The organism is Intrasporangium zincisolvens, from assembly GCF_034724055.1.
Lineage (GTDB): Bacteria > Actinomycetota > Actinomycetes > Actinomycetales > Dermatophilaceae > Monashia > Monashia zincisolvens.
On sequence record NZ_JAWIIL010000001.1, the window covers coordinates 703,878 to 728,890 of the forward strand.

Here is a 25,013-nt window from a genome sequence, read left to right on the forward strand (position 1 = left end):
TGTGATGGGCCCATGACGGTCCGGGCCCGCCTCGTCGCCGCGCTCGGGGTGGTGCTCGCAGCCGGCGTCCCGACGCTGCCCGCGGCCCACGCGTCGACAGCGGTCGTGCGCCCCGCAGCATCCGCCGCACCCGTCGCCCAGCAGGTGTCGGTGCGCTCGGAGCCCGACGGCACGCCGGTGCGGCTCGACGTCTCGGTGTACCCGCAGACCACCGGCCGGCACCCCGTCGTGCTCCTCGCCCACGGCTTCGGCGGCAGCAAGGACTCCGTCGCCGTGCAGGCGGTCGAGCTGCAGGAGCGGGGCTACGTCGTCGTCACGTGGAGCGCCCGGGGCCACGGCGCCTCGGGCGGCCGGATCCACCTCGACGACCCGCAGTTCGAGGTCGCCGACGCCCGCGCGATGCTCGACCTCGCGGCGGCTCGTCCGGACGTCGAGCTCGACGCATCGGGCGACCCGAGAGCCGGCGTCATGGGCGCCTCCTACGGCGGGGCGCTCGCGCTCCTGCTCGCCGGCGCCGACCCGCGCGTCGACGGCGTCGTCGCCGCGATCACGTGGAACGACCTCGCCGAGGCGTTCTTCCCGCAGTCGGCCCTGACGCGTCCGCCGACCACGGCGGCCGGCCGCGCGCCCACCGCGGAGCCGGGCCCGTTCAAGCAGGTGTGGGCCTCGAACTTCTTCCTCGGTGCCCGCCGTGGCTCGGGCGCCGCGGCATCGGAGTGCGGCCGCTTCGACCCGACCATCTGCCGCCTCTTCGTCCAGGCGTCCGAGACCGGCACGCCCTCGCCGCAGCTGCTCGCCCTGCTCCGGGCCCACAGCCCGCGCGCCACGATGCCGCAGGTGAAGGCCCCGACCTTCCTCGTGCAGGGCCAGGCCGACTCGCTCTTCGGCCTCGATCAGGCCGACGCCACCGCATCTGCGCTCGACGCGTCCGGCACCCCGTACGCCGTGCGCTGGACCGACGGCGGGCACGACGCACCGAGCAGCCGCGTGCGCGAGGAGACCGACGCGTCCTACGCGTGGCTCGACCACTGGGTGCGCGACAAGGCGCCGCACGAATCCGCCCTTCCCACAGTGGCATTCACCTACTCAACGCCGGCAGCCCGGCGAGGCCAGGCGTCGCAGCTGTTCACGCTGCCGCACTACCCCGGCCTCGGCGGGTCCGCGCTGTCGACGACGACGCTGCCCCTGCGCACGACCACCGGCGTGCTCTCGCACCCGCCGGGCGGCCAGCCCGCCTCGCTCATCGCGGTGCCGGGCCTCGCCGCCCTCGGCGTCACCCTCTCGACGTACCAGATCGCTGCCCTGCCGGGGCAGTCCACCGCCCTCGACACCGAGCCGGTCGCCACCGGCACGACCGCCGTCGGCTCGCCGACGCTGCGGCTCACCGTCACCTCCGACCAGCCGACCGTCACGCTGTTCGCCTCGCTGTGGCGCGTCAGCGGCGGGCAGGCGACGCTGCCGCACGCCCTCGTCTCCCCGCTGCGGGTCACAGTGACGCCGGGGCGCCCGACGCCGGTGACCCTCTCGCTGCCCGCCGCCACCTACCCGATGCCGGCCGGCAGCCAGTGGCGCGTGCTGCTGACGGCGACCGAGTCGACGTTCTCGAACGACCGGACGCCGGCGACCGTCCGGGTGCGCGCCGACGGCGGCCTCGTCGTGCCCGTCGCGGCGGCTGCTCCGGCGGCCGGCTCGGGCACCGGCATCGACACCGAGACCCGGGTCGCGGCGTCGGCGCTCGCGGTCCTGCTCCTCGTGGCGCTCGGCGGCTGGCTCGTCGGACGGCGCCGGCGCGCGCACGCCGCACCACGGCCCGACCTCGCCGACGTGCCGCTCGTCGTCGACGGGCTCGTCAAGACCTACGCCGACGGGCACCGCGCCGTCGACGACGTGTCGTGGCGGGCCGAGCGCGGCCAGGTCGTCGGGCTGCTCGGACCCAACGGCGCCGGCAAGACGACGACGATGCGCATGGTCATGGGGCTCATCTCCTCCGACGCGGGCAGCGTGCACGTGCTCGGCCAGCCGGTGACGGCCGGCTCGGACGTGCTCGGCCGCGTCGGCGCGCTCATCGAGGGTCCCGGCTTCCTGCCGCACCTCACCGGCCGGCAGAACCTCGAGGCGTACTGGCGCGCCACGGGCCGCCCGTCCGAGGACGCCCACCTCGACGAGGCCCTCGACGTCGCGGCCCTCGGCGGCGCCGTCGACCGCCCCGTCAAGTCCTACAGCCACGGCATGAAGCAGCGGCTCGGCATCGCCCAGGCGATGCTCGGCCTGCCCGAGCTGCTCGTCCTCGACGAGCCGACCAATGGCCTCGACCCGCCGCAGATCGCCGCCATGCGCCCGATCCTGCGCCGCTACGCCGAGACCGGACGCACCGTCGTCGTGTCGAGCCACCTGCTCGCCGAGGTCGAGATGACGTGCACCCACGTCGTCGTCATGCACGCCGGACGCGTCGTCACCCAGGGCCCCGTCGCCGACCTCGTCGACAGCCAGGACACGACGCTCGTCGACGTCGAGGAGGGTGTCGAGCGGCACCGCCTCCACGACCTCGCCGCCGCGCTGGCGGCTGCGCCCGGCGTCAGCGAGGTGCGCGTCGACACCCCGACGCGTCTCGTCGTCGTCGCCGACCTCGACCGGGCCGCCGTCGTGCGGGCCGCCGTCGAGTCGGGGGTGCCCGTCGTCGGCGTCAGCAGCCGGCGCCACCTCGAGGAGGTGTTCCTCGGCGTCATCTCCGCTGCGGCGTCGAGCAACGGCACCGGCCCGGGCGACCAGTCGGTGTCGCTCGTCGACCGACTGAGGCAGGTGAGGGCCCGATGAGCGTCGAAACCGTGGGACCCGTCCGACGCGTCCGCGACCCGCTGTCGTGGCGCGCCGAGCTCGGGAGGCAGTGGGGGCGGCGCCGCACCAAGGTCGCCTTCGCGCTCGTCCTCGCGCTGCCGCTCATCCTCGTGGCCGCCTTCGCGTTCGGCGACCCGCCGCGTCCGGGTGCGGCGCCCCGGTTCATCGACCTCGCCCAGGACGGCTCGGCCAACTTCACCCTCTTCACGCTCTTCGCGTCGTCCGAGCTGCTGCTCGTGCTCGTCGCGGCGCTCTTCTGCGGCGACTCGGTGCCGGCGGAGGCGTCGTGGTCTTCGCTGCGCTACCTCCTCATCGCCCCGGTGCGGCGGGCGCGGCTGCTGACGAGCAAGCTCGTCATCGGGCTGGCCTCGACGGTCGCGGCGGCCGTGCTGCTCGTCGGGTGGTCGCTGCTCGTGGGCGGGCTCGCCTACGGCTGGGCGCCGCTGACGAGCCCGACGGGGGAGTCGCTGACGTGGGGCCAGCTGCTGCCGCGGCTGGCGCTCGCCCTGGCGTACGTCTTCGTGACGCTCCTGCCGACGGCCGCGATCGCGTTCTGGATCGGGGTGCGCTCCGACGCGCCCCTCGCCGCCGTCGGTGGCGCGGTGCTCTTCACCATTGTCCTCAACATCCTCGACCAGATCGACGCGCTCGACCCGTGGCGCAACGCCTTCCCCGGCCACTACAACCGAGCCTGGCAGGACATCATCGCCCTCGACCCGCAGTGGACCGCCGTGACCCACGGCGCGCTGTGGTCGCTCGTGTGGGCGGTCGCCTTCACGATGCTCGGCTACCGACGCTTCCGCCGGGCCGACATCCTCAGCTGAGGAAAAGCGCAAGACCATCTGGTGTTACCTGGGTAACTTGGTCCCATGGGTGACGTGATGAAGGTCGAGCGCGTCCAGCTCGGCGTGCGGATGGAGAAGGACCTCGTCAAGGTGCTCAAGGGCCTCGCCGAGTTCAACGACGAGACGCTGGGCGAGCTGCTCGAGCGCATCGTGCTGCACTCCTTCGAACCGGTCGCCGGCGACGAGGGCGAGTCGTGCGCGAGCCCGCACAGCCGGCGGCAGCTGCAGGCCATCGCCGACCTGCGCACCGTCTACGGGCTCACCGACGACGTGCACGCGACGCGCTCGTACACGAGGGACGAGCGCGCCCCGTCCGACGACTGATGCTCAGAGCTTCTTCGCCTCGGGGATGATCCGCTCGCCGACGAGCTCGAGCCAGTCTGTGCGCGAGCCGTCGAGCACGCGCATGTGCAGGTGGCTCACCCCGAGGGCCGCGAGGTCGGCCAGGTGCTCGAGCGTCGCGTCGACGTTCTCGCCGTTGGGTCCGGGGTTGACCGGTCCCATGACGGTCTTGGCGATCTCGTCGTAGTCGCGGCCGAGGTCGTCGCAGTGCCGCTTGAGCACGTCGAGCTTGTGGGCGAGGTCGGGGCTGTCGAAGAGGTTGCAGGCCTGGGCGTACTGGGCGACCATCCGCAGCGTCTTCTTCTCACCGCCGCCGCCGATGAGGATCGGCGGGTGTGGTCGCTGCACGGACTGCGGCGAGTTGAGGGTGCTGCCGAGCCGGTAGTGCTTGCCGTCGTAGGGCTCGGTGCTGTCGCCCCACATCTGCAGGCAGATCTGCAGCGTCTCCTCGAGCCGCTCGAAGCGCTCGGCGGTGGACGGGAACGGCAGGCCGAGCCCGACACACTCCTCCTCGTTCCAGGCCGCGCCGATGCCGAGCCACGCGCGCCCCCTGGACAGCACGTCGAGCGTCGTGACCTCCTTGGCGAGCATCCCCGGCTCGCGGTACACGGCGGCCGTCACCCACGCGAGCAGCTCGATGCGCTCGGTGACCCCCGCGAGGAAGCCGAGGGCCGTGTAGGCCTCGAGCATCTCCTGCTCCTTGGGCCCGACCGGACCGATCTGCCAGACGTGGTCCATGACGGAGAGCTTGGTGAAGCCGACGTCCTCGGCCGTGCGCGCCGTGCGCACGAGGTCGTCGACGAACGTCGCGGAGCCGCCGCTCCACGTGAAGCTGGCGAGGTGCAGTCCGAGGTCCATGCTCTGCACACTACGTCCGGATTCCTCACCGCACGAGGGCGCGCACGACCTCCTCGGCGACGCGGCCGGGCACCTCGAGCGGGATGCCGTGGCCGATGCCCACCAGCGCGACCTCGCGGGTGACCCCGCCGTTCGCCGCGTACCGCTCGAGCACGGCACGCATCTGGGCGACCATCGGCTGCGAGGGGAGCACGTCGGCCCCGGGCCAGCCCGGCACGGCACCCATCGACCCGAGCGTCGCGAGGTCGAAGAGCGAGGCGTCGGAGACGATCTGGTCGACCTCGCCGTGCAGCCACGTGATGGCCGGCTTGGGGTCGAGGTCGACGATGCCGGACGCGTCGAAGTTCGTCGGGGCCATGGTGTTGAGCACGCCGCGCGATCCCGGGGCGGCGCCCGGCCAGCTCTCCGAGGGCGTGGCGTCGCCCGGGTAGAAGTCGTCACCGGTGCGGGTCAGGAGCAGCTCGTCGGTGAGGAAGTCCTCGTCGACGTTCGCGGCGTTGGCGCCGGGGCCGTAGAAGGTGCGCATGACGACGCGCGGCGAGCTCTGCGGTTCCGCGTCCGACGCGTCCTTCTCGGCGAGGCGGCGGACGAAGTCCGGGTTCGCTGCTCCCGCACCGGTGCTCGCGGCGTCGGGGAACGCCGGGGTGCCCGACGCGTCGACCGTGCCGCCGAAGCCGTACGGCGACAGCGGCGCGACCAGAACGACGCTGCCGAGGTCGCCGGGGTGGGTCAGCAGGTACTGCTCGAGCACTCCCGCGCCCATCGACCAGCCGACGGCGGTGACCCGCGAGCCGCTGGTCAGGCCGAGCGTCTCGAGGAGCGCGCGCACGTCGTCGACCATGTCGCCGAGCCCTCGGGTGGCGTCCACGGGCAGCGGCTCGGTGCGCCCGAAGCCACGCAGGTCGGGGGCGATGACGCGCACGTCGGCCGGCAGCTGCTCGGCGACGTACCGCCAGAACCCGCCGGTCGAGAGGTTGCCGTGCACGAGGAGCACCGGCGCACCGTCCTCCGGGCCGCTCGTCCACACGTTCGTGGCGAGGCGGTCCGTCTCGACGACGGAACACGTGAACGACGCTGACGGGGTGCTGCTCGAGCTGTCCATGCGGGCCTCCTTGTCCGGTGGCCCAGTCGTACCAGCCGGCGCGGTGGTCGGGCAGTGTGGCGCGATGCCATCGATCCGACGCAGGGTGTGTCGTCCCGCGCCGCCCGACGGTCCGATTCGTGATGATCGGCGCGAACGGCCCGAGTCGGTGACCTACGATCTGCGACGTGTGCGTTCCGAGGGGGAACGTCCCCGCCGGAGGTCACACCACCCATGCCACGCTCCCCGATGCGCACGTCCGTGCGCACCGCGCTCGCCGCGCTCGTCGTCCTGCTCCTTCCTGCGCTGCCTGCCACACCGACGGCGATGGCGCTCGGTGAGGAGACGACCGACGCCGTCGTGACCCTCGTCAGCCCGGAGCCGGGGTCCACCGTCGGCGGCGCCTTCACCGCCCGGTTCCAGGTCGACCTGGGTGACCAGGAGCAGACGGAGGTCAGCGCCGGCTGGGGCAGGAGCGTCGGCACCCGGTCCGTGACCCGGGAGACCTGCCCGACCGGCTGCACCGTCGACATCGCCGTGGAGCCGGGGCGCGACTTCGAGCGGCCCGTGAGCGGGGACAGCAATCCGTTCTTCGCGGGATTCACCACTCCGGGCGGGTACCAGGCCGTCGGCGTGGCGCTGGACTACCGACTGCCTGCCCTCGAGCACTCCCTGACCCGCCAGACGGCGCCGACGCCGAACACGGCCGGCTACAGCGCGGCCGTGGCCGACACCACGGTCACGTACGTGGCCGCACCGGTGCGCACCCCCCTCCTCCCCGACGGCGGGACCCCGCTGCCCGGCGAGACCGTGGAGGCCCGCCTGGTCCGCGGCTCGGCCGGGGTCCCCGACCTCGGGGCCGAGCTCGAGCGCCGGCTGGTCGAGTGGGTCTCGACGCCCGCCGGCTACCGGGCGACCATGACCTTCGACCTGTCCGGGTACCCCGAGGGCAGCTACTTCGTCGTCACCCGGGGGCGGAGCGCGGACGGGTGGTACGTGAGGCCCCCCTTCGACACGGGCGAGATCGTGGTGCGGCACGCGCCACCCCTGGCTCTGGAGGACCTCTCGCAGCCCGACCTCGTCGGAACGGGCCGCACGATGTACGTCTCCCTCCGCGGCCCGCTCGCGCGGTCCGTCGGTTACGTCGAGGTGTCCGTCGACGGCGTCGTGACGAACCCCGGCGACGCCAACCAGTCCTGGCCGGCGTCGCTGACCTCTGCGTCCGGGTCGGCACAGCGGCTCGTCGGTCTCGGCACCTTCGGCGTCGGGCGCCACGCCGTCTCGGCCCGGATGCTCGAGTCGACGACGCGGCCCAACCAGGTCGGCGTGCCGGTCACGACGACCTACGACGTGGTGACGCTCGGGATCCGGGTGGTCGCCCCGCCCGCGTTCGTCGGTCGTGCGTCGCAGGTCACGGCCACGGCGGACGCGCCCGCCGGCCACGTCATCGAGTCGCTGAGCGGACAGCTGACCGACCCGTCGGGCTGGGCCCCCAGCGGCAGCTGGTGCGCCCCGTGCGGCGGCCAGCACGGTACGGGCCGCACGTCCTTCACGCCGCGCGCCGCCGGTTCGGCGAGCTACGTCGTGTGGGCGGACGCGGGTGACTGGTTCCAGCAGTCCGTGTCGGGATCGTTCCCGGTGTACGCCAACCGCCGGGTGGCCTCCTTCGCTGCGCCGGCCACGCGGTACGGCTCGACGCAGAAGGTCACGGTCCGCCTGGCCGACGACCGGGGAGCCGGGGTGACGTCCTTGCCCGTCGGCGTCCCGGTGACCCTGCAGCTGCGCAAGGCCGGCACCACGACCTGGGTCTCCGTCGCCTCGGCCAGGGCGACGACCGGTGGGGTGGCGACGCTGGCCTACACGAGCCGGGCCAACGGCCAGCTCCGCGTGTCGTACGCGACGCCGGCTCCGGGGGTCGGCTGGCTGTCGGGTGTCGTCCCGGCCACCTCGACGGCGGCCGTCACGGTGACGAGCACGCCGACGTACACCTACCGCAACCGCTCCGTGGTGGTGAAGGCGTCGACCTACCCGTACCAGGCGGGCGCGACGGTCTCGCTCCAGACCCGGCTCCGGGGCACGTCCACGTGGCGCACCGTCAGGACGGTCGCGGCTCCCGCCGGGGGCACGGCACAGCTGACGACGGCTTTCGGGACGCGTGGGACGTATGAGGTCCGGGTCCTGCGCAGCGCCACGAGCCTCAACGGGTCAGGGGTCTCGGCGGTCCGGGTCATCGCCGTCCGCTGACGCGGTCGGTGATGTCGATGCCGTGACGCGTCAGTCCTCGTCGGGGGTCGGGAAGCCGGCCGTCACCGGGGGCTGGGCCGACCACGGGAAGACGATCCACTGGTCGGTGACCCGCCACACGTAGTCGGGGGTGACCTCCGAGCGCGGCTTGCCGTAGAGCACCGCGCTGCGGGCCTCGGCACCGTGCTCGTGGAGCAGGTCCATGACGAGGGCCAGGGTGCGGCCGGAGTCGGCGACGTCGTCGACGACGAGGATGCGGCGCCCCTTGAGGCTCGCGGTGTCGAGGTGCGGGGCGAGCAGGACCGGGTCGGGGAGGGTCTCGTCGACGTCGGTGTAGAACTCGACGTTGATGGCGTCGGTCAGCTTGAGGCCGAGGGCGTAGGCGAGGCCGCCGCCGGGCAGGAGGCCGCCGCGGGCGACCGCGACGAGGATCTCCGGGCGGAAGCTCGAGGACGCGACGAGCTCACCGAGCTCGCGGCAGGCCTGGCCGAAGCCCTCCCACGTCAGCACCTCCTTGTCGGCGAGCGTGGAGGAGTCTGCGTGGTAGGCGAGCGTCATGGCAACCAGCGTAGCGAGGTCGTGTGACCGACTTGTTACCTGCCGGTCTCGTCGGGTGGACGGTGGGGGAGACTTGGCCGGGTGAACCACGCACCCCGCCACCCCGGTCCGTCGCGGCGCTCGCAGGTGCCGCCGTTCGAGGTCATGGACGTGCTCGACCGCGTGGCCGTGCTGCGCGCGCAGGGTCGCGACGTGGTGTCGCTGTGCGCCGGCGAGCCTTCCGGAGGTGCGCCGACGCTCGTGTCCGAGGCTGCGGCGCGGATCCACGCGTCGGGGCGCGCGCTGACGTACACGTCGGCCCTCGGCACCCACGAGCTGCGCGCCGAGATCGCCGCGCACTACGGCCGCTGGTACGGCGTCGACGTCGACCCGGCGCGGGTCGCGGTGACGACCGGCTCGTCGGGCGGGTTCGTCCTGTCGTTCCTCGCCGCGTTCGAGGCCGGCGACCGCGTCGCCCTGGCCCGACCAGGCTACCCGGCCTACCGCAACATCCTGCGGGCCCTCGGCTGCGAGGTCGTCGAGATCGACTGCGGCCCGGGCACCCGCTACCAGCCGACGCCCGAGCTGCTCGACGCCGCCCAGGAGCAGGGGGCACTCGCCGGGCTCGTCCTCGCCTCGCCCGCCAACCCCACGGGCACGATGGTCGACCGGGCCGAGCTCGCGGCAGTCAGCGCGTGGTGCTCCGCCAACGGGGTGCGCCTCGTCAGTGACGAGATCTACCACGGCGTCACCTACCCCGGGCCGGATGCCGAGGACCCGCGCGGGGTGTGCGCGTGGGAGACGGACGAGTCGGCGGTCGTCGTGTCGTCGTTCAGCAAGTACTGGGGCATGACCGGGTGGCGGCTCGGCTGGCTCCTGCTGCCTGCCGACCTCGCCAGAACCGTGGACGCGCTCGCCGGCAACGTCGCGCTGTGCCCTCCAGCGCCGGCCCAGTACGCGGCGGTCTCCGCGTTCGCCGAGGAGTCGTACGCCGAGTGCGACGAGGCCGTCGCCGAGTTCGCCCGCACACGGAAGCTGTTGCTGGACAACGCAGCCCGGCTCGGCTGGGGAGAGTCTGCCCCGCCCGACGGCGCCTTCTACTACTGGGCCGACCTCGGCCCCCAGCTCGAGCGGTGGGGCGGCTCGCGGGCCTACTCGTCCGCGCTCCTCGAGGAGGCCGGCGTCGCCATCACGCCCGGCGTCGACTTCGACGACCGCGCGGGGGAGCAGTCGGTCCGGCTCAGCTTCGCCGCCGGCAGCACCGCCGTCGGCGAGGCGATCGACCGGATCGCTGCCTTCAACGAGCGCTGACGCGTACGCGACCTCACACCCTGAGGGCCCGACGCGTCTACGAGGTGTGAGCAGCCACGTCACCATCGACCCCGCGATCCTCTACCTCGGCACGCCCGTCGTGCTCGTGTCGACGACGAACGAGGACGGCAGCGCCAACCTCGCTCCCTTCTCCTCCGCCTTCTGGCTCGGCCACACCGCGACGCTCGGGCTCGGCCTCGCCTCCCAGACCCTGGCCAACCTGCGCCGCACCCGCGAGCTCGTCGTCAACCTGCCGAGCCAGCACCAGGTCGACGCCGTCGACCGGCTCGCCCTGACGACCGGCGCCGAGCGCCTGTCGGAGTGGAAGGCCGCGGCCGGCTACCGTCACCACCGCGACAAGTTCGGGCTCGCGGGACTGACGCCCGTCGCCTCTGACGTCGTCACGGCGCCCTTCGCGGCCGAGTGCCCCGTGGCGCTCGAGGCCTGCGTGGAGTCGGTGCACGAGACCGACCACGCGCTCGTCGTCGCGCAGGTGGTCCGCGTCCACGTGCACCCGTCAGTTCGCGCGGAGGCCCACCCGAACCGCATCGACCCCGACCGGTGGCGACCCCTCGTCATGAGCTTCCAGCGGTTCTACGGCCTCGGCGGCCAGCTCCACCCCTCGCGCCTCGCCACGGTCGACGAGGAGCACTACCGCTGAGACCCCGAGCCCCGGCCCGCCGAGGGTCTACCGTCTGGGCATGGGCTGGTTCTCGGACGTGCTCGCGGCGGTGCGCACCCGCCTCGGCCTCGACCGGCCCGGGGCCTCCCCGCTCGAACCCGTGCCGCCGGGGCAGCTCGCGACCGTGGACGCCCTCGTGGCCCGGATGCGCGAGATCGACGCGGGCCTGCCGGCCGGCGACGGGGTGCGCGCCTTCAGCGACATGTACCTGCGCGTGACCGAGCTCGTCCGCGACCGCATCGGCCAGGGCTGGTTCCGCGACGCCGCGACGATGACGCGCCTCGACCTCGTGTTCGCCGGGCTCTGGCTCGAGGCCGTCGCCGCTCCGACGCCGACCGACGCGTGGCTGCCGCTCTTCGAGTCCCGTTCTCGCACGGACGTGCTCGCCATCCAGTTCGCCGTGGCCGGCATGAACGCCCACATCAACCACGACCTGCCGATCGCGGTCGTGCGCACGTGTCGCCAGCTCGGCCTGCGCCCCGACAGCCCCGGCCTCGAGGAGGACTACCAGCGCGTCACCGGCCTGCTCGCCGAAGTGCAGGACGACGTGCGGCGCTCCTTCCTCGACGGGCTGGCCCTCGAGGTCGACCGCCGCGTGGCGGGCCCGGTCGCCGACCTCGTCGGCGCCTGGAGCATCGGCCGGGCCCGCGACGCCGCGTGGACGAACGCCGGGGTGCTCTGGTCGCTCGAGGGCGTCGAGCCGCTGCGGACCGACTACCTCGCGACGCTCTCGCGCACCGTGGGCCTCGCGAGCCGCCAGCTGCTGACGCCCGTCGCCGGGCCTCAGGCCGCGGCGGGCGCCGCGACCTGACGCGGCTCGACCGACGGCTCGACCGACGGCTCAACCGACGGCTCGGCGGCCGACTCGACGGCGGCCTCGACCGGCGTCCGGCGCATGACGGCCCGGAGGCGCCAGGCGGCGTAGACCGCGACGAGGCTCAGGCCGAGGTGCAGCGCGAGGAACCCGTTGGCGAGGCCCAGCCCGAGCAGGGCGCCCGCGACGAGCGGGCCGAGGGCCGAGAACGTCGTCTGGATCGCCGTGAAGGTGCCGAGCGTCGTGCCGACGAGTCCGGCGGGAGCCAGGCTCGCGGTGAGCGGGTTGAGCACCGGGGCGTACATCGTCTCGCCGACGGCGAAGATGCCGAACGTCGTGACGAAGAGGGCCGAGGCGACCTCCGGCTCGACGAGCTGGGCGCTGGAGAGCACGACCCACGACAGCGTCCAGATGCCGCCCACGGCCATGAGCAGGGAGCCGGCGGCACGCTTGGCCGTCAGCCGCACGACGACGACCTGCAGCGCGACGATGACGATGCAGTTGACCGCGGCGGCGAGGCCGATGGTCGACTCGTCGGCGTCGAGCACGGTGAGGGCGTAGGCCGGCAGGCCCGACTCGAACTGGGCGTAGAAGCCGAGCGCGAGGGTGACGGTGACGACGGCGACCCAGCGCAGCGCGGGCACGGCGAAGACGCGTCGGAGCGCCTCGAGGGTGCTGACGCGGGTCTCGGCCTCGCCCGGCGCGACGTCGGTGTCGACCTCGGTCGGGGCGCCGATGCCGGCGACGCGGATGATGACCGCCGACAGGGCGAACCCGACGCCGGCGGCGACGAACGCGAGCGTCATGCCGTCGGTGCGCTTCAGGTCGACGAGCTGGCCGGCGACGAACGCGCCGACCGCCATGCCGATCGCTTCGGCCGTGAACTTGTAGGCGAAGACCTTGCGGCGGTCTGCGTGCCCGGCCCAGCGCAGCACGAGGACCGACGCGGCCGGCGTCGAGGCGGTCAGGCCGAAGCCGAAGACGAACATGCCGACGAGGAAGGACGGCGCGGTGTCGGCCCACACGAGGCTGCCGACGCCGACGGCCGCGAGCAGCTTGGCGACGACGGCGACGAGGACTGGGTCGAAGCGGTCGCTGAGGCGCCCGGCGAACGGTGCGGCGACGAGCGCGCCGACCGAGAAGAGGGTGCTGGCGAGTGCCGCCGCGAGCGGACCCCAGCCACGGGTGTTGGCCGCGTACGCGTACTGGTAGGGCAGCACCGTGCCCCAACCGAGCATGCCGACGGAGGAGGCAAGGACGAGCAGGCGAGTACGCATGGGTTTCACACCCTTTCCGGGGTCGGGGGATCGAGGGCGGGCTGCAGTGCCCGAGGGGTCCGGCGGTCGCGGACGCACGAGGGCGTACAACGCGACTTCGGTCTCGAATATTTCGAACACGAAGTTCGACATCGAAACTCTAGCACCACTCCCGGGTGGTGGAACAATGCCTTTTATGGCGACACGACGACGCAGGAACGCCGCCCAGGAGCACGCGGCCGATGTCGCCCTCTACACCGCTGCCGGCGGCGAGGAGTCGGTGCAGCGCGTCATCACCGGCGTCTACGCAGTGACGAGGAAGCTCGACCAGTGGTACGTGCGCCAGTTCGCCGACCTCGACCTCACGCAGGGCGAGTGGGCCGTGCTCGCCGGCCTCGCCCGCGCCGGCGACGCCTGCCTCACCCCGAGCCAGCTGGCCGACCTCGCCAACGTCGCCCCGTCGTCGATGACCCACCGCCTCGACAAGATGGAGACGCGCGGCCTCGTCCAGCGCCGTCCCGACGAGTCGAACCGCACCCGCACCCTCGTGTCATTGACCACCGACGGCTGGACCCTGTTCCGCGCGGCCGTGCGCGAGTCGAACGTCGTCGAGAGCGACACCCTCCAGCGGCTCAGCGAGACCGAGCGCCACGAGCTCGGCCGGCTGCTCGAGATCGTCATCGAGGGCCTCGACGACGTCGAGGAGTAGCGTCGCGACATGAGCCAGATCGCCCTCGTGACCGGTACGTCGTCCGGCATGGGTCTGCACACCGCCGTCGAGCTGGCCCGCCGCGGCCTCACCGTCGTCGCCACGATGCGCGACACGGGTCGCCGTACGGCGCTCGACACGGCGGCGAGCGAGGCGGGCGTCACCCTCGACGTCCGGCCCCTCGACGTCACCGACCACGACGCCGCCCGCCGGTGCGTCGAGGGCGTCATCGCCGACCACGGCTCGCTCGACGTCCTGCTCAACAACGCCGGACGCGGCGCGGTCGGCACCGCCGAGCAGCTGAGCCTCGACGACGTCCGTGCCCAGCTCGAGGTCAACTACCTCGCGCCCGTCGCGCTGACGAAGCTCGTCCTGCCGCACATGCGCGAGCACGGCTCGGGGCGCATCCTCACGGTGACGAGCGTCGGCGGCGCCGTCGGCCAGCCCTTCGCCGACGCCTACTGCGGCGCGAAGTTCGCCGTCGAGGGCTTCATGGAGTCGCTCGCGCCGGTCGCCCTCGCCCACGGCGTCCGGGTGTCGGTCGTCGAGCCGGCCGCCGTCGCCAGCGACTTCGTGTCGAACGTCGCCCGACCCGAGGTCGCCGACGACGCGTACGCCCCGCAGCTGCGGGCGTACCTCGCTCGCACCGAGGGCGCGTTCGCCGCGGCCCAGTCCTCGGTCGACGCCTCGAACGCGATCGCCGACGCCGCCCTGTCGGAGGAGTACCGCTTCAGGTGGCAGACCTCGACCGGGGCCACGGCCTTCGTCGGAGCCTCGCTCGCCGACCTCGACGGGTCGCGGGTGCTCGGCGTCACCCGTGGGTGGATCGAGGCGGCGCCCGCCTGACGCCTGGCCGGTAACTAGGCTCGGGGCCGTGAGCTACCGCAGGCCCGTCCCGACCATCGGCGACCGCACTTCGGCGGCAGAGCGTGCCCAGGCGCCCGACGCGTGGGCCCTGCGCGACGACCTCGCCTCGCTCGAGCGCGTCGTCGGGGCGCGCCGCGACATCCGGCGGTTCCGGCCCGACCCCGTGCCCGAGGACGTGCTCGAGGCCGTCCTGCTCGCCGGCCACCGCGGTCCGAGCGTCGGCCACAGCCAGCCGTGGCGGTTCCTCGTCGTCACCGAGTCGGCCACCCGCGACACCGCCGCGCTCATGGCCGATCGGGCCCGCCTGCGCCAGGCGTCCGGAATGTCCGAAGAGTCCGCCCGCGGCCTGCTCGACCTGCGGCTCGAGGGCATCCGCGAGGCGCCCGTCGGCGTCGTCGTCGCGTGCGACCGCCGCACCCCCGCCGCCGGCGTCCTCGGCCGGGCCACCTTCCCCGACGCCGACCTGTGGTCGTGCGCGGCAGCCATCGAGAACATGTGGCTGACGGCGCGGGCCCACGGGCTCGGGCTCGGCTGGGTCACCCTCTTCGAGCCGGCCGAGCTCGCGGCCCTGCTCGGGCTGCCCGACGGCGTCGAGACCCTCGGCTGGCTCTGCCTCGGTTGGCCCGACGAGCGCCCGCCCGAGCCCGGCCTCGAGCGGGCCGGGTGGTCGCGGCGGGTGCCGCTCGAGCAGGTCGTCATGCGCGAGCGCTGGACCGAGACCGACGCGCCGGTGTCGCACCTGCGCGCCCCCGCCCAGGCCGAGGTCGTGGGCGCGCGCGACCGGGCCGACGACCTGCTCACCGCACCCGGCTCGCTCGGCGTCGTCGACGCCGTCCTCGACCGCGTCGAGGCGCTGCCCGCGCCGCGCGGCTGGACCGGGCGCGGCACGCTCGTCGTCGCCGCGGCCGACCACGCCGTCACCGCGCACGGCGTCAGCGCCTTCGACGTGTCGGTCACTGCCGACGTCGCCGACGCGACGCGTGCGGGCACGTCGATGGGCGCCGTGGCCGCCCGCTCGGCCGGGCTCGACGTGCTCCTCATCGATGCCGGGATCGGCTGCGCCAGAGGCGATCTCGTCGACTCCGACGCTCTGGACGTCGGCACCTTCGAGGATCTCGTGGCGCTCGGCCGCGAGCACGGCGAACGCCTGGCCGCATCGGGCCCCGTGGCACTCGGCGAGATCGGCGTCGGCAACACGACCGTCGCGGCGGCGCTCGCAGCGGCGCTGCTGGGGCTGCCCGCGTCGGACGTCGTCGGGCGCGGGTCGTCGGCCGACACCGCGATGGTCGGGCGCAAGCGCGACGTCGTCGAACGGGCCCTGGCCCGCGTCGTCCCGCCCGACGGCACCCTCGAGGCGTCGGAGGTGCTCCGGCGTCTCGGCGGGGGAGAGCTCGCCGTCCTCCACGGCGTCGTCCTCGGCGTCTGCGCGTCCCGTGGCGTCGTCGTGCTCGACGGGCTCGCCACCTCGGTCGCCGCGCTGGCGGCCGCACGCGTCGAGCCGGCCGTCGCCGCGCACCTCGTGGCCGGGCAGCGCTCGCGTGAGAAAGCCCATGCTGCCGTGCTCCGCGAGCTCGGCCTCGAGCCCCTCCTCGACCTCCGGATCCGTGCGGGGGAGGGCGTCGGAGCGGCCCTCGCGACGGGCCTGCTGCACACCGGTCTGGACCTGCGCCGGGAGGTCGCCCGCACGCGTACGGTTTGAGTCCGGCGTGGTGCGCGCCCTACTTTGGGTGGCTGTCCATCAACCGACCGCCCCGTGAACCGGGGCCGGGAGAACACGCATGACAACCCAGACCCAGGACCGCCCGCCCACCCCAGCCGGCGCCGCAGACCCCGACGACCGGGCCTTCCTCGGCCACCCGAAGGGCCTCTCGACGCTCTTCTTCGTCGAGCTGTGGGAGCGCTTCTCGTACTACGGGATGCGGGCCATCCTCCTCTACTTCCTCACCGACACCCTGGCCAACGGCGGCCTCGGCATCGACGAGAACACCGGTACCGCCGTCGTCGCCGTCTACGGCGCCTCGGTCTACCTGCTGTCCGTCATCGGTGGGTTCGCCGCCGACCGCCTCGTCGGCGCCCGGCGCTCGACCCTCTACGGCGGCATCGTCATCATGGCCGGCCACCTGTGCCTCGCGGTCCCCGCGGCCGGCTCGGCCTGGCTCGGCATCGCGCTCGTCGCCCTCGGCACGGGCCTGCTCAAGCCGAACGTGTCCGCCATGGTCGGCTCGCTCTACCGCGAGCAGGACCCGCGCCGCGACGCCGGCTTCTCGATCTTCTACATGTCGATCAACATCGGCTCGTTCTTCTCGCCGCTCGTCGTCGGCTTCCTCCGCGACCACTACGGCTACCACGCCGGCTTCGCCGCCGCTGCCGTCGGCATGGCGGTCGCGATCGTCTGGTTCGTCCTCGGCCGCAAGGCGCTCAAGGGCGCCGGCGACGACGTGCCGAACCCGCTCACGGCGCGCGAGCGCCCGAGGGTCGTCGGCCTCGCCGTCGGCTCGGTCGTGCTCTTCGTGGCGCTGCTGCTGCTCGCCGGCCTCTGGCGCGACACGCTCCTCGACCAGGTCATCGACGCCATCTCGATCCTCGCCATCGCCGTGCCGATCGGCTACTTCACGATGATGTTCCGCAGCCCCAAGGTGGAGCCCCAGGAGAAGCGACACGTGTTCGCCTACCTGCCGCTGTGGATCGGCGCGATGCTCTTCTGGATGATCTTCGAGCAGGCCGCCGGAAAGATGGCCCTCTTCGCGGAGAACAACACCGTCAAGCAGGTCGCCGGCGTCACGATCAACCCCGAGTGGTTCCAGTCGATCAACCCGCTCGCCATCGTCCTGCTCGCGCCGGTCTTCGGCTGGATCTGGACGCGTCGGGCCGGCAAGTTCCCGTCGACGCCGTTCAAGATGGCGCTCGGCGTCGGGCTCATCGGCCTGTCGGCGCTGGGCATGGCGTGGGCGTTCGCGACCTACCAGAACAACACCGCACCGGTGTTCGTGCTGACCGCCGTCTTCGTGCTCCAGACCGTCGCCGAGCTGTGCCTGTCGCCGGTCGGCCTGTCGGCCACGACGCGTCTCGCGCCGAAGGCGTTCGCGAGCCAGTCGATGGCGCTGTGGTTCCTCGCCGTCGCGGCGGGCCAGGCCCTCGCCGCCCAGCTCATCAAGGCCATGGACGGCCTGCCCGACTCGCAGTACTACGTCGTCAACGGCGTCATGACGCTCGCCTTCACGGCCGTGCTCATGGCCCTCGTGCCGTGGATCCGTCGCCGCATGGCGTCGGCGGAGGTCGGCGGCCACGAGTGAGCCTCGATTCCTGACCCGCGGCCGTCGCACCCCATCGGTGCGGCGGCCGTCGGGCCGCCCGCTGCACATGGACCCACCCCAGGAGGACGCATGATCTACACCCTCGGAGACCGTGCCCCGACCGTCCACGAGACGGCGTGGATCGCCTCGAGCGCCGAGGTGCTCGGTGCCGTCGAGCTCCGCGAGGGCTCGAGCGTCTGGTACACCGCGGTGCTGCGCGCCGACTTCGAGCCGATCGTCCTCGGTGAGCGCAGCAACCTGCAGGACGGCGTCGTCGTGCACACCGACGCCGAGCACCCGACGACGATCGGGTCGGGCGTGTCCGTCGGCCACAAGGCCGTGCTGCACGGCTGCACGATCGAGGACGACTGCCTCGTCGGCATGGGTGCCGTCGTGCTCAACGGCGCACGGATCGGTGCGGGCAGCCTGGTGGCCGCCGGTGCCGTCGTCCCGGAGGGCATGGTCGTGCCGCCGCGCTCGCTCGTGGCCGGCGTGCCCGGGAAGGTGCGCCGGGAGATCGACGAGGCGGGCGTGCTGCGGATCAAGGCCAACGCCGAGGTCTACGTCGGCCTCGCCGAGATGCACCGCTCGGCCCGCGTCATCGGCTGACCCGCCGCCCGACGTTCATCGAGTGAGCACGAAACCTCAGGCGTCACCCGACGCGTGTGGCGGTTGGGACCGGGTGCTCACTCGATCGGGAAGGTGGAGGGTGCGACGTCGGTGAGGTGCGCGTCGCTGGTCAGCAGGACGTGGGCGTGCATGGCGCTCGCAGCGGCGGCCGGGTCGGCGGCGCGGACCGCCGCAGCGACGGTCCGCAGGCTCGCGAGGGCCTCGGCGGGCCGCCCCGGCTGCGACAGCGACTCGACCCGCGCCGGCCGGAGCAGGTCCTGGACCTCGCCGAGGAGTCGGGCGAGCAGCGCCGAGTGGGCGGCTGCGGCCACGGCCTCGTGGAACAGCTCGTCACCCACCTCGCCGCGGTGCCCGTCCGCGACCTCGCCCGCCAGCTGCGCGAGCGCCGCGTCGAGGTGCGCGAGATCGGTGTCGGTGCGCCGCTCGGCGGCGAGGGCCGCGGCCCTGGTGGCGAGGGCGTCGTACGCGTCGAGGACGTCCGGCAGCCGGGTGGCGCGGGTCCGGAGCGCCTCGGCCAGACGCCGGTGCCCGGGTGACTCCGAGAGCACCGTGCCGTCGCCGTGGCGGACCGTGACGACGCCGCTGACCTCGAGGGCCACGAGGGCCTGGCTGAGCGTGGCCCGGCTGACCCCGAGCCGCTCGGCCAGCTCCCGCTCGGGTGGGAGGCGTTCGCCGGCCGTGAGCCCGGTGCGTTCGACCCAGGCCGTGATCTGCTCGGCGACCTGCTCGTATAGGCGCAGCCGCACGACCCGGCCCGGTGGCGCGGCGTCGGGGGATGTCGGCATGACGTCACTCTAGGCTCGGGACCTCCAGTGGCCCAGTGGACAGGCCAGTGACACCGGCTCGTCGTGACGCGGTGGAGTTCGACCAACGCGACCGGGGGCCGCACGCGGCAGGATGCCGTCCATGACCTCGACCGGACCCCTCAGCGACGTCCTCGTCGTCGACCTGACCCGCGCGCTCGCCGGGCCGCACGCGACGATGATGCTCGGCGACCTCGGCGCTCGCGTCATCAAGGTGGAGGCGCCCGGCCGCGGCGACGACACCCGCGGGTGGGGGCCGCCCTTCGTCGGCCCCGACGGGCAGCGGGAGGCGACGTACTACCTGTCGGCCAACCGCAACAAGGAGTCGATCACCCTCGATCTCAAGGACGCCGCCGACAAGGACGTGCTCCTCGCGCTCGTCGACCGCGCCGACGTGCTCGTCGAGAACTTCCGCACCGGCGTCCTCGAGCGGCTCGGCCTCGGCATCGAGTCGCTCATGGAGCGCAACCCGCGCCTCGTCGTCCTGTCGATCACCGGCTTCGGCCACGACGGGCCCGAGGGCGGGCGCGCCGGCTACGACCAGATCGCCCAGGGCGAGGCCGGCCTCATGTCCCTGACCGGATCGGGCCCGGACGACCCCCAGCGCGTCGGCGTGCCCATCGCCGACCTCCTCTCGGGCATGTACGGCGCCTACGGCATCGTCGCCGCGCTCAACGAGCGCCACCGCACCGGACGCGGCACGGCCGTGCGCACGTCGCTGCTCGCGTCGGTCGTCGGCGTGCACGCCTTCCAGGGCACCCGCTGGACCGTCGCCGGGGAGGTGGGCCGCTCGGCCGGCAACCACCACCCGTCGATCGCGCCGTACGGGCTGTTCCACTGCCGCGACGGCTCAGTGCAGATCGCCGTCGGCAGCGAGGGCCTGTGGCAGCGCCTCTGCACGGCCTTCGGGCTCGACGCGTCGGGCGAGGGTGTGGCCACCAACGCCGACCGCGTCGCGCACCGCGACCACGTCATCGGGCTCGTCGAGGCAGCCTTCGCCGACTGGGACGCCGAGCCGCTCCTGGCCCGGCTCGCCGAGGTCGGCGTGCCGGCCGGCAAGGTGCGCACCCTCGACGAGGTCTACGCCTGGGACCAGACCGCGAGCCAGGGCCTGCTCGTCGACGTCGAGCACCCGACGCTGGGCCGGATCACGCTGCCCGGGCCGCCGCTGCGCTTCTTCGACGCCCACGGCACCGAGGTGACGGGAAGTGACCACGCGGCGCCCCCGACCCTCGACGAGGACGGCGCCGCCATCCGCGCCTGGCTCCAGGAGGGCTGATGGGCCGGCGCCCATGGACCGCCCACGAGCTGCTCGACCTCGTGCTCGACCGCGGGTCGTTCGAGTCGTGGGACGAGCCGATCGACATCTCCGGCCAGCCGGAGCAGTACCGGCGCCAGCTCGAGGAGGCCGCCGCCAAGGCCGGCACGGACGAGTCGGTGCTCACCGGGCGCGGGCTCGTGCGCGGACGGCCGGTCGTCGTGGTCGTCAACGAGTTCCGGTTCCTCGCCGGCTCGATCGGCAAGGCCGCGGCCGGGCGCATCATCTCCGCCGTGCGCCGCGCCACGGCCGAGGGGCTGCCGGTCCTCGCCTCGACCGCGTCCGGTGGCACCCGGATGCAGGAGGGCACGCCGGCCTTCGTCGAGATGATCGAGATCTGCCGGGCGCTCATGGCGCACCGGACCGCGCGGCTGCCCTACCTCGTGCACCTGCGCCACCCGACGACCGGCGGTGTCTACGCCTCGTGGGGCTCGCTCGGGCACGTCACCGTCGCCGAGCCCGGCGCCCTCGTCGGGTTCCTCGGGCCGAAGGTCTACGAGGCGCTCAACGGCACGGCCTTCCCGACCGGCGTGCAGACCGCCGAGAACCTCGCCGCCAAGGGCGTGCTCGATGCCGTCGTCGCCGCCGAGGACCTGCCGGTGCTCGTCGACCGCGCCCTCCACGTGCTCGTCGACCCGCCCACCGAGCCGCGGCTCGAGCGGCGCGACGGCGAGCCCGCGCGGCACGCGTCGGTGTGGGAGTCGATCGAGCTGACGCGGCGGGCCGACCGCGTCGGGGTCCGCGAGCTGCTGCGCCACGGCGCCACCGGCACGCTGCGGCTCAACGGCACCGACGAGGGGGAGCGCGACGCGACGATGCTCGTGGCGCTGACCCGGGTCGACGGCCAGCCGTGCGTGCTCGTCGGGCAGGACCGCGCCCGCCAGTCGGCGGCGTCGCCGATGGGCCCGGGCGCGCTGCGCGAGGCGCGTCGGGCGATGCGCCTGGCCGAGGAGCTCGGGCTGCCGCTCGTGACCGTCATCGACACCCCGGGCGCCGAGCTGTCGGCGCACGCGGAGGAGGGCGCCATCGCGGGCGAGATCGCCCGCTGCATCGCGACGCTGACGACCATGACGGTTCCGACCGTGTCGGTGATCCTCGGACAGGGTTGTGGCGGAGGCGCGCTCGCGCTGCTACCCGCGAACGAGGTCATCGCGGCCGAGCACGCGTGGCTCTCACCGCTGCCGCCCGAGGGCGCCAGCGCCATCGTCCACGGCGACGTGGCGCACGCCGCCGAGCTGGCCGAGCAGCAGCGCGTCGGGGTGCCCGACCTGCACGCCGCGGGCGTCGTGGCGCGCGTCGTGCCCGAGCCGGCGGGCGACGACCCGGTCGCGTTCGCGTCGGCCGTCGCGGCCGAGTGCGCGGCGGCGCTCCGACGCGTCAGCGGAAGCGTGCCGCGAACTCTCCCGGCGTGAGCCCGGTGGCGCGGCGGAAGTCGCGCGTGAAGTGGGCCTGGTCGGCGTAGCCGAGGTCGGCGGCGATGGCGGCCAGGCCGTCGGAGTCGTCGCGCAGCCTCTCCGCCGCCTCCTGCAGGCGCCGGCGACGGATGAGCCACTTCGGCCCGAGCCCGATCCGCTTGTGCAGCAAGCGTTGCAGCGTCCGCTCGGCGATGTCGAAGCGGGCGCAGAGGTCGTCGACGCGGAGCAGGTCGGGGGAGGTCTCGACGGCCTCGACGAGCGCGTTGACGAGCAGGCCCTCGTCGTCGACCGGCAGGAAGCTGCGCAGGGCGTCCTCGACGGCCTCGCGGGCGGCAGCCTGGGCGTCCCGGCCTGCGGGGTCCTCGGCCATCGCCTGCCGGACGGCGCCGGTGAGCGCCCGGCCGTCGAGGGCGTCGAGACCGTCGAGGTCGACGGCGCGATCGGTGAGACGGCGCACGGGACGGTGGGTGAGCAGCCAGCCCGCCGCGGGCCTCAGCATGAGGCCGACGGCCCAGCCGCGCCCCTCGAGCACCTGCCGCGACAGGCCCGAGGCGACGCCGTAGAGGCGGGCGTACGTCGGCGTCACGACGAGCTGGCAGACCGGGTACTGCAGGATGCTCTGGGGCGAGCTCGACCCGGCGGGCACGTCCCAGACCGGGATCCAGAACCGCTGGGCCAGGTCGGCGAGATCGCCTGCCACGGCGACGCGCTCGATGGTGAAGGTGTGGTCGGTGGGGTCGATGAGGTGGGCCCGCTCCGTGTCCGCCCGCGTGTCCCTCACCTTGCCCACATGTACTCCACCTCGGGCCGGCCGGCGCCGGAGTAGCGGGACCGACGCACGGCCAGCCGCGTCTCGCAGAGGTGCTCGAGGTACCGGCGGGCCGTGACCCGGGCGACGCCGAGCTCGTCGGCCACCTCGCTCGCCGAGCGAGCGCCGTCGGCGTCACGCAGGGCGCGCGACACCCGGGTGAGCAGCTCCTCGCCCATCCCCTTCGGCAGGCGTGTCTCGGCGCCGCCACGCACCCCGGCGAACACCTCGTCGACCTCGGCCTGCGTGGCCACCTCGGCGCCCCTCGTCATCTGGTCGCGGTAGGCGCGGTAGGCCACGAGGCGGTCGCGCAGCGTCGCGAAGACGAACGGCTTGAGCACGTACTGGACGACGCCGAGGGACACCGCCGAGCGGACGACGTCGAGGTCGCGGGCCGAGGTCACGGCGATGACGTCGGCCCGGTGCCCGGCCGCGCGCATCGCCCGCACGACGTCGAGCCCGTGCCGGTCGGGCAGGTTCATGTCGAGCAGCACGACGTCGACCGCCTTGTCCTGCAGAGCTTTCAGGGCGGCCTGGGTGGTGCCGACGGTGGCGACCACGACAAAGCCGGGCACCCGCTCGACGTACGCGGTGTGGGCCTCGGCCGCGATCGGCTCGTCCTCGACGACGAGCACCCGCAGCGCCGATGCCGTCGGCGGGGTCGGCCTGGTCATCGGGCCACCTCGTCGACCGCTGTCACCGGCAGGCGCACCGTGAATGTGGCCCCGGGCGGCCCGTCGACCTCGAGCGTGCCGCCGAGGCGCTCGACGGTCTGGGCCACGAGCGCCAGGCCGATGCCGCGCCGTCCCGCGCTGCCCTGCTCCTTCGTCGACCACCCGCGCCGGAACGCGTCGGCGACGCCGCCCGGCGGCAGGCCCGGACCGTCGTCGCTGACCTCGAGCACCGCGTGACCGTCCGCGACGTGCGAGCCGAACGCCACGTGGCGAGCGACGCCCGGCTCGTCGGTGGCCGCGACGGCGTCGAGGGCGTTGTCGATGAGGTTGCCGACGATCGTCACGACGTCACGCGTCGGGGCGACGTCGCGCGGGAAGCGCGCGCCCGGCTCGATGTCGAAGACGATGCCGCGCTCGTGCGCCTCGGCCGCCTTGCCGAGCAGCAGTGCCGTGAGGGCCGGCTCGTCGACGGCGCCGACGACCTTGTCGGTGAGCAGCTGGGAGACCTGCAGCTCGTCGGTGGCGAAGGCGAGGGCGCGGTCGGTGTGGCCGAGCTCGATGAGGCTGACGATGGTGTGCAGGCGGTTGGCCGACTCGTGGGCCTGCGAGCGGAGCGCCTCGGTGAGGCCCCGGGCGGAGTCGAGCTCGCCGGTCAGGGCCTCGAGGTCGGTGCGGTCACGCAGCGTCGCGACGTGGCCGAGCGCCCGGCCGCGCCAGCGTGCAGGGGCCCGGTTGAGGACGAGGACTCGGGCGTCCGTCACGTGCAGCTCGTCCTCGTGGAGCTCGTCGTCGGTGAGCGCGGAGACGAGCGCGGGGGCGAGGTCGAGGTCGGCGACGCGTCGGCCGACGGCGTCGGACGGCAGGCCGAGCAGCCGCACCGCCTCGTCGTTGGCGAGGCGCAGGGTGCCGTCGAGGTCGGTGATGACGAGGCCCTCGCTCACGGCGTGGAGCACGGCGTCGTAGTACTCGTACATCTCGCGCAGCTGCTGCTCGCCGAGGCCGTGGGTCTGCCGGCGGATGCGCCGCGACACGAGGGCCATGCCGAGGCCCGACAGCAGGGCGGCGCCGAGCCCGGCCAGCAGGATGTTGGGCAGCTGGGCGCGCACCTGCTCGCCGACGGCCGACTTTCGGATGCCGACCGACACGAGCGCGACGACCTTCGACGCGTCGCCCGAGCCAGCGGCCGAACCGGCACCGGCCCGCACCGGCACGACGACGCGCGCCGACGGCCCGAGCGTGCCGGTGTAGTCCTCCTCGACGACACCGCCTGCGCGGGCCGCCTCGGTGTGACCGATGAACTTCTTGCCGATCTGGGTCGGGTCGGGGTGGGTCCAGCGGATGGCGTCGGTGCTCATGACGACGACGAAGTCGGTGGCGGTGTCCTTGCGCACCTGCTCCGCGAAGGGCTGCAGCCGGGCCGTCGGGTCGGGGCCCTGGACCGCCGAGACGACCTCCGGCGTCGAGGCGATGGTCTCGGCGACGGCGAGGGCGCGCGCCATGGCCTCCTCGTCGCCCGAGCGCTGGGCCTGGACCCAGGCGCCCGCGAGCCCCGCCGCGACGACGAGGACGGCCACGAGCACCTGGAGCGCAAAGGTCTGCGCTGCGACGCTCCACCGCCGCGGCGAGAACTCAATGAACACAATCGTGACCCTAGTCACTGCGGCGGACACCCTCGATGTCATCCACCGGTC

22 protein-coding genes are annotated in these 25,013 nt (G+C 73.8%); 14 read left to right on the forward strand and 8 right to left on the reverse strand.

All coding sequences use genetic code 11. The features are described from left to right. Positions 1 to 12: 12 nt before the first annotated feature. Genes RY076_RS03185 through RY076_RS03195 form a run of 3 tightly spaced genes read left to right on the forward strand, consistent with a single transcriptional unit; the run spans position 13 to position 4,004 of the window. Complete coding sequence (locus RY076_RS03185) at positions 13 to 2,814, forward strand: alpha/beta fold hydrolase (protein WP_323096067.1); 2,802 nt, start codon at positions 13 to 15, stop codon at positions 2,812 to 2,814. After that, positions 2,811 to 3,659 (forward strand): ABC transporter permease, encoded by an 849-nt coding sequence (locus RY076_RS03190; RefSeq protein WP_323096068.1) that lies wholly within the window; start codon positions 2,811 to 2,813, stop codon positions 3,657 to 3,659. Before RY076_RS03185 ends, RY076_RS03190 begins: the two co-directional genes overlap by 4 nt. A gap of 45 nt (positions 3,660 to 3,704) precedes the next feature. Beyond that, positions 3,705 to 4,004: a hypothetical protein gene (locus tag RY076_RS03195; RefSeq protein WP_323096070.1), complete on the forward strand. Its 300-nt coding sequence runs from the start codon at positions 3,705 to 3,707 to the stop codon at positions 4,002 to 4,004. A 3-nt stretch (positions 4,005 to 4,007) separates the two neighbouring features. On the opposite strand, the gene RY076_RS03200 is transcribed toward RY076_RS03195, so the two are convergent. After that, positions 4,008 to 4,880, reverse strand: a complete 873-nt coding sequence (locus RY076_RS03200) for an LLM class F420-dependent oxidoreductase (RefSeq protein WP_323096072.1) — start codon at positions 4,878 to 4,880, stop codon at positions 4,008 to 4,010. Between the two features lie 25 nt (positions 4,881 to 4,905). Continuing rightward, entirely contained in the window at positions 4,906 to 5,982 is a 1,077-nt protein-coding gene (locus RY076_RS03205) for an alpha/beta fold hydrolase (protein WP_323096074.1), read from the reverse strand. A gap of 228 nt (positions 5,983 to 6,210) precedes the next feature. Between RY076_RS03205 and RY076_RS03210 the strand changes: the two genes are divergently transcribed. Further along, positions 6,211 to 8,205, forward strand: coding sequence for a hypothetical protein (locus RY076_RS03210; RefSeq protein ID WP_323096076.1), 1,995 nt, complete (start codon positions 6,211 to 6,213; stop codon positions 8,203 to 8,205). 30 nt (positions 8,206 to 8,235) lie between these two features. On the opposite strand, the gene RY076_RS03215 is transcribed toward RY076_RS03210, so the two are convergent. After that, a complete protein-coding gene (locus tag RY076_RS03215; RefSeq protein WP_323096078.1) occupies positions 8,236 to 8,763 on the reverse strand; it encodes a phosphoribosyltransferase in 528 nt (175 codons plus the stop codon). Positions 8,764 to 8,907: 144 nt separating this feature from the next. On the opposite strand from RY076_RS03215, the gene RY076_RS03220 reads away from it, so the two are divergent. The 3 genes from RY076_RS03220 to RY076_RS03230 are packed head-to-tail and all read left to right on the forward strand — an operon-like array spanning position 8,908 to position 11,546. Continuing rightward, complete coding sequence (locus RY076_RS03220) at positions 8,908 to 10,053, forward strand: pyridoxal phosphate-dependent aminotransferase (protein WP_323096388.1); 1,146 nt, start codon at positions 8,908 to 8,910, stop codon at positions 10,051 to 10,053. Between the two features lie 46 nt (positions 10,054 to 10,099). Beyond that, positions 10,100 to 10,714, forward strand: coding sequence for a flavin reductase family protein (locus tag RY076_RS03225; RefSeq protein WP_323096080.1), 615 nt, complete (start codon positions 10,100 to 10,102; stop codon positions 10,712 to 10,714). A gap of 40 nt (positions 10,715 to 10,754) precedes the next feature. Then, a complete protein-coding gene (locus RY076_RS03230; RefSeq protein ID WP_323096081.1) occupies positions 10,755 to 11,546 on the forward strand; it encodes a DUF5995 family protein in 792 nt (263 codons plus the stop codon). On the opposite strand, the gene RY076_RS03235 is transcribed toward RY076_RS03230, so the two are convergent. Continuing rightward, positions 11,519 to 12,826, reverse strand: a complete 1,308-nt coding sequence (locus tag RY076_RS03235; protein ID WP_323096083.1) for an MFS transporter — start codon at positions 12,824 to 12,826, stop codon at positions 11,519 to 11,521. The genes RY076_RS03230 and RY076_RS03235 overlap by 28 nt on opposite strands. A 175-nt stretch (positions 12,827 to 13,001) precedes the next feature. On the opposite strand from RY076_RS03235, the gene RY076_RS03240 reads away from it, so the two are divergent. The 5 genes from RY076_RS03240 (at position 13,002) to RY076_RS03260 (ending at position 18,283) form a co-directional block, all read left to right on the forward strand. After that, a complete protein-coding gene (locus RY076_RS03240; RefSeq protein ID WP_323096085.1) occupies positions 13,002 to 13,514 on the forward strand; it encodes a MarR family winged helix-turn-helix transcriptional regulator in 513 nt (170 codons plus the stop codon). A gap of 9 nt (positions 13,515 to 13,523) precedes the next feature. After that, entirely contained in the window at positions 13,524 to 14,360 is an 837-nt protein-coding gene (locus RY076_RS03245; protein WP_323096087.1) for an SDR family NAD(P)-dependent oxidoreductase, read from the forward strand. A gap of 28 nt (positions 14,361 to 14,388) precedes the next feature. Continuing rightward, on the forward strand, positions 14,389 to 16,080 hold the full coding sequence (gene bluB / locus RY076_RS03250; RefSeq protein ID WP_323096090.1) for a 5,6-dimethylbenzimidazole synthase: 1,692 nt from the start codon (positions 14,389 to 14,391) through the stop codon (positions 16,078 to 16,080). A gap of 79 nt (positions 16,081 to 16,159) precedes the next feature. After that, entirely contained in the window at positions 16,160 to 17,674 is a 1,515-nt protein-coding gene (locus tag RY076_RS03255) for a peptide MFS transporter (protein ID WP_323096092.1), read from the forward strand. 90 nt (positions 17,675 to 17,764) lie between these two features. Next, the gene (locus RY076_RS03260) at positions 17,765 to 18,283 is read left to right on the forward strand and encodes a gamma carbonic anhydrase family protein (RefSeq protein WP_323096094.1); all 519 of its coding nucleotides are present in this window, start codon (positions 17,765 to 17,767) and stop codon (positions 18,281 to 18,283) included. A gap of 77 nt (positions 18,284 to 18,360) precedes the next feature. Here the strand turns inward: RY076_RS03260 and RY076_RS03265 are convergent, their stop codons facing one another. Further along, a complete protein-coding gene (locus tag RY076_RS03265) occupies positions 18,361 to 19,089 on the reverse strand; it encodes a FadR/GntR family transcriptional regulator (RefSeq protein WP_323096095.1) in 729 nt (242 codons plus the stop codon). Positions 19,090 to 19,210: 121 nt separating this feature from the next. Here RY076_RS03265 and RY076_RS03270 point away from each other — a divergent pair, with 121 nt between their 5' ends. Both RY076_RS03270 and RY076_RS03275 read left to right on the forward strand, forming a co-directional pair. Then, positions 19,211 to 20,386 carry a CaiB/BaiF CoA transferase family protein gene (locus tag RY076_RS03270; RefSeq protein WP_323096097.1) on the forward strand — a complete coding sequence of 392 codons (1,176 nt, stop codon included), beginning with the start codon at positions 19,211 to 19,213 and terminating at the stop codon, positions 20,384 to 20,386. Continuing rightward, positions 20,386 to 21,837: a carboxyl transferase domain-containing protein gene (locus RY076_RS03275; RefSeq protein WP_323096099.1), complete on the forward strand. Its 1,452-nt coding sequence runs from the start codon at positions 20,386 to 20,388 to the stop codon at positions 21,835 to 21,837. Before RY076_RS03270 ends, RY076_RS03275 begins: the two co-directional genes overlap by 1 nt. On the opposite strand, the gene RY076_RS03280 is transcribed toward RY076_RS03275, so the two are convergent. Genes RY076_RS03280 through RY076_RS03290 form a run of 3 tightly spaced genes read right to left on the reverse strand, consistent with a single transcriptional unit; the run spans position 21,803 to position 24,962 of the window. Then, a complete protein-coding gene (locus RY076_RS03280) occupies positions 21,803 to 22,621 on the reverse strand; it encodes a helix-turn-helix domain-containing protein (RefSeq protein WP_323096101.1) in 819 nt (272 codons plus the stop codon). The two genes, RY076_RS03275 and RY076_RS03280, sit on opposite strands and share 35 nt — an antisense overlap. Beyond that, a complete protein-coding gene (locus RY076_RS03285; RefSeq protein ID WP_323096103.1) occupies positions 22,618 to 23,322 on the reverse strand; it encodes a response regulator in 705 nt (234 codons plus the stop codon). Before RY076_RS03285 ends, RY076_RS03280 begins: the two co-directional genes overlap by 4 nt. Continuing rightward, positions 23,319 to 24,962, reverse strand: coding sequence for a sensor histidine kinase (locus tag RY076_RS03290; RefSeq protein ID WP_323096104.1), 1,644 nt, complete (start codon positions 24,960 to 24,962; stop codon positions 23,319 to 23,321). The genes RY076_RS03285 and RY076_RS03290 overlap by 4 nt, the downstream gene beginning before the upstream one ends. Between the last annotated feature and the right edge of the window lie 51 nt (positions 24,963 to 25,013).